This is a genomic window from Candidatus Thermoplasmatota archaeon (assembly GCA_035541015.1).
Classification (GTDB): domain Archaea; phylum Thermoplasmatota; class SW-10-69-26; order JACQPN01; family JAIVGT01; genus DATLFM01.
In genome coordinates this window covers 1-8329 of the sequence record DATLFM010000047.1, presented here as the reverse complement: position 1 = coordinate 8329, position 8329 = coordinate 1, and the positions used below count along the sequence as shown (strand labels likewise).

The window sequence follows — 8329 nt, the reverse complement described above, 5'->3', positions numbered from 1 at the left end:
CTCGGAGAACGGCTACGCGCTTCCGGGCGAGCTTGTGGTCGGCGCCGACAGCCACAGCGTGACCTATGGCGCCTTTGGCGCCTTTGGGGTCGGCGTGGGCGCCACCGAGATGGCAGGGGTATGGGCGACAGGCGAGATCTGGCTTCGCGTTCCTTCGACCCTTCGCGTCGAGGTCGACGGCCGGATCCCGGCTGGCGTCACGCCCAAGGACTTGACGCTTGCCGTAAACGGCATGCTTGGGACCACCGGGGCCGACTACCGCGCGATCGAGTACCACGGTTCGGGCGTCCGCGCGCTTCCGATCCACGGCCGCATGACGCTTTGCAACATGGGCGCCGAGATGGGCGCCAAGGTCGCGCTCGTGCCGCCGGACGCGGCCACGCTTTCGTTCCTCGAAACGCGCGCCAAGCGCGCCTTCGAGCCCCTCCTTCCCGACCCCGGCGCACGGTACGAGCGGTCGCTCACCGTAAACGCAGGCGCCCTTGAGCCGATGGTTTCGCTTCCGGGATCGCCGGCGGACGTCGTACCCGTCGGCAAAGCGGTCGGAACGGCCATCCAGCAGGCCTTCCTTGGTTCGTGCACGAACGGGCGTCTGGAGGACTTGGCCGACGCGGCGGCGGTCGTCGCCGGGCGTCGGGTGGCCCCCGGCGTGCGGTTCCTCGTGACGCCTGCTTCGCGTCGCGTGTACGTGGAAGCGGTCCGCGCCGGCTACATCGAGACGCTGCTTACGGCCGGCGCGACCGTCCTGCCACCCGGCTGCGGACCTTGCCTGGGAGGGCACCAAGGCATCCTGGCGGCCGGCGAGGTCGCCATCTCAAGCGCCAACCGGAACTTCCGAGGGCGCATGGGGGACCCCGATTCGCGCGTGTTTCTCGGGTCGCCTGCGACCGTGGCGGCAAGCGCCGTAGCCGGCGCCGTCGCCGATCCACGACCCTACCTGGCGGCTGCCCCGCTCCTGAACCGATAAAGGCGTCCTTTTCGGTCCCGGCCAACCGCCCGACGGGAGGTTGCGCGCCCGCCAAGAACGTTCCTCGTCAGAGCGCAGGGGCATGCGGGCCAAGCGGCGGGCGGCTTGGGTGGCCGCCGGCGCGATCGGGGTGACCGTCGCCTTCCTGGCGCTTGTGTTGTCCCCGGCCGCGGCGCCGTTGGCCTTGGCCTCCGTCGACGGCCAGCCGGCGCATCGCCGGACGATCCAATGGTACGACTTCACGCGCGGGGCCGAGGGAAGCTTCTCCGTCGTGGTGCCGGTGGAGGCGTTCGAGCGGGCACGCGCGGACACCCTGACGCGGGCACGCATCCTCCTTGGCGATGACGCCGCCTACGCCGAGCTTGTGAATCTCCGCTCGGGCGCCATCCGCGCCGTGGCCGCAGAGCTGCGGCAGGTTGCGCGGGGGGACGACGAGCTCTTCGCCAACCTTGCCCTCCAGGTCGCCCACCAGACGGTGTACCGCTCCACGTTTGCCCCCCGGTCGGCCGTCGAGACCCTGGTCGAGGGCGCCGGCGACTGCGACACGTTTGTCGTCCTTGTGGCGAGCATCCTGCGCGCCGGCGGGCTTCCGGTCGTGCTGCTGCTGTACCGCCCCCAGATCGGTCTTCTGAGCTTCCGCGAAGGTCACATGCAGGTCGCCGTAGGGTTGGACGAGCCTCCCCGCCTCCTGCCGAGGGCAAGCGCGCACGCCAACTACGTCCAGCACGAGGGCACCGCCTACTACGTCGCGGAGACGACGCTGCGCCCGGGATTCAACGAGGAGTGGCGCACCGGATGGCGCGTGGGCCAGGCCGGTGCGCCGCGGGGCTTTGCCGGCCCGGACGTCGTGATCCCCGTTCCATGACGCGCCGGCAACCTTGAAGACCCGGATGGGTTCTACCAAGCCCGATGGATCGTACCGAGGCCCTGCTGGCCGCCTACGACGCGCTGGCGGGAAGCTTGTCCCCGTCGATCCTCTTCCTCGTCACGGATCGCCGCTCCGTGGTCGAGATCGCCCTCAAGCACACGCGCGTGCCGGTCTTCCTTGCCACCTCAAACGAGCCGCTGCGCCGCGAGTTCGCGCCGCGCCTCACGGGAACGCTGCGCTTTGCGCGCGAGTTCCGGCCCGGGTTCAACGCGCTCACGGACTTGAACGACATCCTCATGGAGGCGTACCTCGAGGGCCGCCTTGGGAGCGGAAAGGACGTGCTCGTGCTGGCGAGCCTGGGCGAGGCCATGGACACGGTCGTGCTCTTCGACGCCACGCGCGACCCGCACCTCTCCACGATCCGAAAGGAGCTCGAGGAGCGCGTGGACCTCCCGCTGCTCGAGCGCATGCTCCGCCTGGCCGGCGAGCTCTCGCGCGAGGGGCGCGAGGGCGCGAAGGTGGGCGCCGTGTTCGTCATCGGCGACTCCGACGCCGTGATGGCGCGCAGCAAGCCCCTCGTCCTCAACCCCTTCGAGGGCCACGCCGAGGCGCGGCGCAACCTCCTCGACGACGCGGTGTGGGAGACGGCCAAGGAGTTCAGCCAGCTCGACGGCGCCTTCATCGTGCGCGAGAACGGCGTGGTCGTGGCGGCGGGCCGCTACATCGACACGGACAAGGACATCGAGCTCCCCTCGGGCCTGGGCGGCCGGCACCTGGCCGCGGCGTCCATCACGAAGATCACGAAGGCCGTGGCGATCACGGTCTCCACGTCGGGGACGATCCGGGTGTTCAAGGACGGCCGCATCGTCATCACCATGGCGAGGTTCTAGACGGGCGGGCGTTCCCGCGGGAAAAGAAGGGTGAGCAGGAAAGACAGCGGGTTTGGGAGGCTTGAGGAAAAGGACTGTCCCCCCTGCTCAAAAACGACTAGTCCCGCCTTTCCATTAAGCCTTGCGGCGGGCGGCCGAAGCGTTCGTCCGCTGGCCCGCCAAGTTCGATTCCTTTTGGAAAAGGCGGTCACTCGGAGGTGCGCGTCGAAAGGTAGCGCAGGCCGCCGTCCGCCAGGATCGCGACCACGGTCGCTTGCTCGGAAGGCGGCAGGGACGCTGCGAGCCGAAGGCTGGCCGCCAGGACCGCGCCGCTCGAGGGTCCGGCGAAGATCCCTTCCTGCCGCGCGAGCCGTCGTGCGTGCTCGTAGGCGTCCTCCGTCCGGACCGTCGCACGGTCCGTGAGCACGCGCTCGTCGAAGACGGCGGGCCGTAGGCTCGAGGCCATGTGCTTCAAGCCCTCGATGCCGTGGAACCCGGAGTCCGGCTCGACGCCCACGATGCGCACGGCGGGCGAGCGTTCGCGCAGGAACCTCCCCGTGCCCGTCGCGGTCCCGCCGGTGCCAAGCCCGCACACGAGGTGCGTCGCGCCGCCGCCCGTGTCGCGCCAGATTTCGGGGCCCGTGGATTCGTAGTGCGCCCGCACGTTGGCCGGGTGGCTGTATTGGTCCGGGTACCACCACCGGCCGGGGTCCTCCTTCGCCATCTCGCGGGCCCGCAGGATGGCGCCGTCCTGCCCCTCCTCCGGCGGCGTCGCGACGTGGCGCGCACCGTAGGCGGCAAGAAGGCGCTTGCGCTCGTGGCTTGCCATCGTGGGCATGACGATCGTCACGCGGATCCCAAGGACCGCGCCGATCATGGCAAGCGCGATTCCCGTGTTTCCCGAGGATGCCTCCACGATCTCCCGGCCGCTTGAAAGCTCGCCCGACCGCAGGCCATCCTGCACCATCCACCAGGCGGCGCGGTCCTTGACGCTTCCGCTCGGGTTCGCGAATTCGCACTTGGCGAGGATCCGGACGCGCGGCGCGTGCGGACTCGTGCGCCAAAGCTCGATAAGCGGCGTGTTTCCGATGCGCGCGAGGATCGGCGGAACGTCCATGCTCACGCCCGGGGGCAGCACGGTCCGCGCGGGATCTCCTTGCCCTTCGCGCTACGGCGCGGATGGCCCAGGCGCTCGCACAGCCAGCGGTCGAACTCGGGGACCACGCTGTGCTCCATGGCGCAGGCCGTCTCGTGCGCGCGGCGGGGCTCGAGCTTGAGCTCGGAGAGAAGCCACATCTCGAGGAGGCGGTGGTTGCGCAGGATGAAGCGGCCGCGCTCGCGGCCCTTGTCCGTGAGCCGGACGCCCTTGTAGGGCGCGTGCTCCACGTAGCCGCGTTCCGCGAGCTTGCCCAGCATCTCGCTCACGGCCGCCGGCGACGTCTCGATCGCCGCCGCAAGGTCGCCCGTCTTGACGAGCTCGTGGCCGTCGCCCATGCGGCAGAGCGTCTCGAGGTACTCGTCGATGGACTCTTGCTCGGCCGCGGGCGTCCAGGCGGGCATTCCGGCTGGCCACGGAACGGGCCGCAGATAAAGGTTGGGTCCCCTCGCCGGCCTACCGCCACGCGTGCGCGCCTTCGGCGTGGGGCCGCGGGAATACGACGAGATCTCCGGGGAGCCAGGGCAACGCGCTTCCGCCCTCGTCTGTCGCCTCCGCCGCGGGCGCGACGGCGGCCCAGAGCGTCTGCGCCGCCGAGCGCCAATCGTAGGAGGCCGCCTGCTCCAAGGCGTTCGTCCAGGCCTCCGAACCGGCGAGGCCCAAGTGGTGGCCCGCCAGGAAGAGGAACCCGGCGCGGCTGCGCTGGAAGTTGTTGGCATCCACGGCGCCAAAGTCGATCACGCGTCCGTCCTGCCGATACCCCATCGCGCTCCAGACCTCCTCGAAGTAGTTGTTCTGGATGCCGCCGGCCTTCTTGCCCGTGTGGAAGGTGTGGTGCATGCCGATCGTGTGGCCGACCTCGTGCGCGAAGAGGAACTGCACCCAATTGTAGGCGCCGCTTGCGTGTCCGAAGAGGTTCGTCGGCGAGGCGGGATCGAAGGCCAGGCGCAGCGCCTCGTTCACCCACGAGATGCTGATGCGGTAGGACTTCACTGAGTCGTACGTGCCGATGCCGATGATCCCCGAGGGCGTCGAGGCGACGTCGCCGTGCAGCACGAAGCTCACGTACGGCTCGCATCCCTCGTGCGGCACCCAGTACTTGTCCCAATTTTGGCTGAGCCAGTAGCGCTGGAGCTCAAGCGTGCCGAACTCGCCGCGCGCAAGCGCGTCGAGGACGGGGTCGTCGACCGGCAGGAGCAGCTTCTTCACGTCCACGTGGACGGTGCCGCCGGTGAGGTGCTCGTAGGCGAGCTTGAGCTCGTCGGCGTTGAGAAGGTCGTCCCCGTGGCGAAGGCCTAGCAGGGGCGAGACGTTGGTCGGGCGCCAGGCGTAGATGAGCGTGATCGCGTGGCAGTCGGAGAGCGCGGTCGGGTAGATCGTGCTCTGGAGGATGCGGAAGTGCATCGCCTCTCGAACGATGCGTTCGAGGCGGTCGACGTCGGTCGCCTCCGTCCGCGAAGCGGCGGGGTTGGGCTTGTTGCCGGTGACGCCCTGGAGCGTCGATTGGAGCGCGTTTGGCGGCCGAAGCTTGGACGCCGACGGATCCACGACGAGAAGCGGCTGCCGCTCGCCGAAGGTCTGCACCGTCGAGAGATAACCGTGCGGGTAGTCGTAGCGCCAGCCGTGGAGCCCCACGCCAAAGCCGTCGAGGTGCACGAGCACGAGCGGCGGGTTCGTCGGGTCGACGGGGATTCCCGCCGCCGGCAGGCGCTCGGCAAGGAAGTCCTCGAACGCGTTGCCGTTGTAGACGGCCACGATCTCGTCGCCCAGGTGCAGTTGCGGCAGGAGCGCGGCCACGTCGGCCGCAAGCTGCGCGTCGGCGATGCGCACGTCGAACACCGCCGTCGGAAACATGGGCAGGTCAAACGTGCGGAACTGCAGCGGGAGCAGGGCTTGCGGCTCGCCGGGATCGGGCGGCAGGGTCTGGACGAACTCTCCCACGTTGTGGTCGACCGCCTCCGCGTCGAGGCGACCGGCAAGCTCCTTGGCGACGTCCTCGGGGAAGCCCAGCAGGACGACGGGCACGCGCACGTCCACCTTGAGGCGCTCGCCCTCGAAGAGGGGAAGGTCAAGGATCGGCGGCAGGAGGCTGGGCTCGACGGGGTCGTCCGCGCGAGGCTGGCCGATGCAGCCCGAAAGGACAAGGATCAAGGCGCAGCCCACGGTGGGGACGATGCGGCGCATGGCACCCGGGCTGCGCGGGGGAAGATGAGCTTTGTGGGCGCGTCCTAGCCCAATGGTCTACGAGGCCGAGCCGCCGGGCGCGCCCCGCGCCACGTCTTCCCGCAGGCGAAGGCAGGCGGCCCGGACGTTCTCCGGAGATCCCGCGTAGATGACGCTTCGCGAGGCGGTCACGATCGCAAGCTCGCCGCGCGCGTTTCCGCCCGCGCGGGCCGCCTCCGTCGCGTCGCCGCCTTGCGCGCCCACGCCGGGCACGAGGATCGGAAGGTCCTCCCCGATCGTGCGGCGAACCTCGCCAAGCTCGGCGGTCACGGTCGCCCCCGCCACGACGCCGAGGTTCGGGTACTGACGCGACCACTCCGCGACCTTGCCGGCAAGATGGACGTACAGCGGCTCGCCGGAGACCTTCGTATCCTGGATCTCGGCTGCGCTCGGGTTTGTCGTGCGCACGAGGACGAAGCACCCGCGGTCGGGCCGGACAAGGAAGGGGACGAGCGCGTCAAGCCCGAGGTACGGCTGCGCGGTGATGGCGTCGTAGCCGAGCTGGTCGAAGGCCGCCGCCGCGTAGCGTTCGGCCGTGTGCGGCACGTCGCCGCGCTTGGCGTCGAGGATCACGGGAATGCCCTCCGGCACGGACTCGCGCGTCTTGCGCATGACCTCGAAGCCGCGGGATCCGAGCGCCTCGTAGTAGGCGCTGTTCACCTTGTAGGCGCACACGAGGTCCTGGGTCGATTCGATGACGCTGCGGTTGAACCGCAGGACCGAATCGGCGTCCCCCAGGCCCGGCATGCGCGCCGAATCGGGGTCCAGGCCCACGCAGACCCAGGAGCGGTTCGCCTGCGCCGCGGCGCGCAGCCGCGCGAGGAAATCCATCCGATCACGTCCTTCCGACGGACTTGGGCACGTCGCCGGGCAGATCCTGCGGCCGGAAGCGGCGGACCCAGACCTCCGTGACGGCCTCCAGCACGAGCCGCGAGGCGAGCCCGGCCGTGGTGCCCGCGTCGTGGGGCGGGCTCACCTCCATGATGTCGAAGCCCACCATGCGCGGGGCGAAGCGCTGGATGGCGGCCAGCACGTCGTGGGGCGCAAGCCCATAGGGCTCGGGCGTGCCCGTTGCCGGCGCGTGAGCAGGGTCCATCGCGTCGACGTCCACCGAAAGGTAGACGGGCCCGTCGCCAATGGCCTGCGCGGCTTGCGCGAGCACGCGGCTCATGCCCTGGTACTGGACGTCGAAGGTCGTGAAGAACCGAAGCCCGTCCCGGCGCGCCTGCTGCCATTCCTCCTTGCCGGAGCTGCGGGCGCCCACGATCGCCAGGCGTTCGGGCCCCACGACCTCGGCGACCCGCCGGGCCGTGCAGGCGTGGCTCTCCTTGATGCCCTCGTACGCGTCGCGATAGGACAGATGCGCGTCGACGAGGATGCAGCCGAGGTTCGGGTAGCGGCGTTTGAGGGCGGGGAAAGCCGCGGGCGTCGCGCCGTGGTCGCCCCCCAGGAGGATCGGGAACTTGTCGGCCGCCACGATCTTTCCGGTGACGTCGGCCACGCGCCGGACCATCTCGGCGGGCGGCGTCTTCTCGTCGAGGTCCACGTTGCCCATGTCGTGCACGGGCACGTCGTCGAGGTCGACGCCGTTTCGCAGGTTGAACGTCTCGAGGTTGTGGCTCGCGTGGCGGATGGCCGCGGGGCCCTCGGCCGCGCCGAAGCGGAACGAGGCCGCCGCGTCGAAGGGCACGCCGGCCACGACAAAGCGCGCGTCGGGGAACCCGGCCTTGGCGTAGGCGAGCTCGTCGGGCCACGTGCGCGCGCGGCCGGGAGCGGGGGACGGCGCGGGGGAAGCGGTCATCGGGACCTCAGATGCGCATGATCTTGCGTCGGCCCATGGCTTCGATGTACATGATCTCCTTGCCCGGCTCGAGGCTCACCTTCTCGCCCTCGTCGTCCTCGGGGGCGGGAAGCTCGAAGGTCTCGTAGGTCTGCATGTCCATGAGCTGCACGTTGTCGCCCATGAGCGCGATCACCTGCGCGGTGCGCTTGTCGATGAGCGGAACCTGGACCTTGTCCGTCACGCTGCCGATGTACGAGGCGCGCTTCTTCGAGAACAGGCCGACGACCTCGATGCGGGCCTTGGCCGCGCCGTGCTTGCCGGGCTTCGAGTGGTCGATGGAGAGGATGCGGCAGGGCTCTTCGTCCACGACCATGTAGCGGCCTTCCTTCAACTCGCGGACTTCCTGCTGGGTCGTGGACATTGGAAGCCGGAACAAGAGGTAAGGTAGATAAGTCTAGCGGGG

General features: G+C 69.8%; 9 protein-coding genes. 3 read left to right on the top strand and 6 right to left on the bottom strand.

The annotated features are described in order from the left end of the window. The 3 genes from VM681_04330 to VM681_04320 all read left to right on the top strand — a co-directional run. Window positions 1-967 (top strand): aconitase/3-isopropylmalate dehydratase large subunit family protein (locus VM681_04330; protein ID HVL87224.1); only part of this gene is annotated, 967 nt, incomplete at its 5' end. An 82-nt stretch (window positions 968-1049) separates the two neighbouring features. Further along, window positions 1050-1832: a hypothetical protein gene (locus tag VM681_04325; protein HVL87223.1), complete on the top strand. Its 783-nt coding sequence runs from the start codon at window positions 1050-1052 to the stop codon at window positions 1830-1832. A gap of 44 nt (window positions 1833-1876) precedes the next feature. Further along, window positions 1877-2725 (top strand): diadenylate cyclase, encoded by an 849-nt coding sequence (locus VM681_04320; protein ID HVL87222.1) that lies wholly within the window; start codon window positions 1877-1879, stop codon window positions 2723-2725. A 187-nt stretch (window positions 2726-2912) separates the two neighbouring features. Here the strand turns inward: VM681_04320 and VM681_04315 are convergent, their stop codons facing one another. From VM681_04315 to VM681_04290, 6 genes are read right to left on the bottom strand one after another with little or no spacing between them, the layout of a single operon-like run. After that, entirely contained in the window at window positions 2913-3842 is a 930-nt protein-coding gene (locus VM681_04315) for a cysteine synthase family protein (GenBank protein ID HVL87221.1), read from the bottom strand. Further along, a complete protein-coding gene (locus tag VM681_04310; GenBank protein HVL87220.1) occupies window positions 3824-4264 on the bottom strand; it encodes a metal-dependent transcriptional regulator in 441 nt (146 codons plus the stop codon). The genes VM681_04315 and VM681_04310 overlap by 19 nt, the downstream gene beginning before the upstream one ends. A gap of 52 nt (window positions 4265-4316) precedes the next feature. Further along, window positions 4317-6044: a hypothetical protein gene (locus VM681_04305; protein ID HVL87219.1), complete on the bottom strand. Its 1728-nt coding sequence runs from the start codon at window positions 6042-6044 to the stop codon at window positions 4317-4319. Between the two features lie 57 nt (window positions 6045-6101). Beyond that, on the bottom strand, window positions 6102-6914 hold the full coding sequence (gene pyrF / locus VM681_04300) for an orotidine-5'-phosphate decarboxylase (protein ID HVL87218.1): 813 nt from the start codon (window positions 6912-6914) through the stop codon (window positions 6102-6104). Window positions 6915-6918: 4 nt separating this feature from the next. Then, on the bottom strand, window positions 6919-7884 hold the full coding sequence (speB, locus tag VM681_04295) for an agmatinase (GenBank protein ID HVL87217.1): 966 nt from the start codon (window positions 7882-7884) through the stop codon (window positions 6919-6921). Window positions 7885-7891: 7 nt separating this feature from the next. After that, window positions 7892-8287, bottom strand: a complete 396-nt coding sequence (locus VM681_04290; GenBank protein HVL87216.1) for a translation initiation factor IF-5A — start codon at window positions 8285-8287, stop codon at window positions 7892-7894. Between the last annotated feature and the right edge of the window lie 42 nt (window positions 8288-8329).

Bases quoted from the DNA above. Each gene is read 5' to 3' on its own strand.
- VM681_04310 (HVL87220.1), bottom strand. From the start codon at position 4,264: ATGCCCGCCTGGACGCCCGCGGCCGAGCAAGAGTCCATCGACGAGTAC.
- VM681_04325 (HVL87223.1), top strand. From the start codon at position 1,050: ATGCGGGCCAAGCGGCGGGCGGCTTGGGTGGCCGCCGGCGCGATCGGG.
- pyrF (HVL87218.1), bottom strand. From the start codon at position 6,914: ATGGATTTCCTCGCGCGGCTGCGCGCCGCGGCGCAGGCGAACCGCTCC.
- speB (HVL87217.1), bottom strand. From the start codon at position 7,884: ATGACCGCTTCCCCCGCGCCGTCCCCCGCTCCCGGCCGCGCGCGCACG.
- VM681_04305 (HVL87219.1), bottom strand. From the start codon at position 6,044: ATGCGCCGCATCGTCCCCACCGTGGGCTGCGCCTTGATCCTTGTCCTT.
- VM681_04320 (HVL87222.1), top strand. From the start codon at position 1,877: ATGGATCGTACCGAGGCCCTGCTGGCCGCCTACGACGCGCTGGCGGGA.
- VM681_04290 (HVL87216.1), bottom strand. From the start codon at position 8,287: ATGTCCACGACCCAGCAGGAAGTCCGCGAGTTGAAGGAAGGCCGCTAC.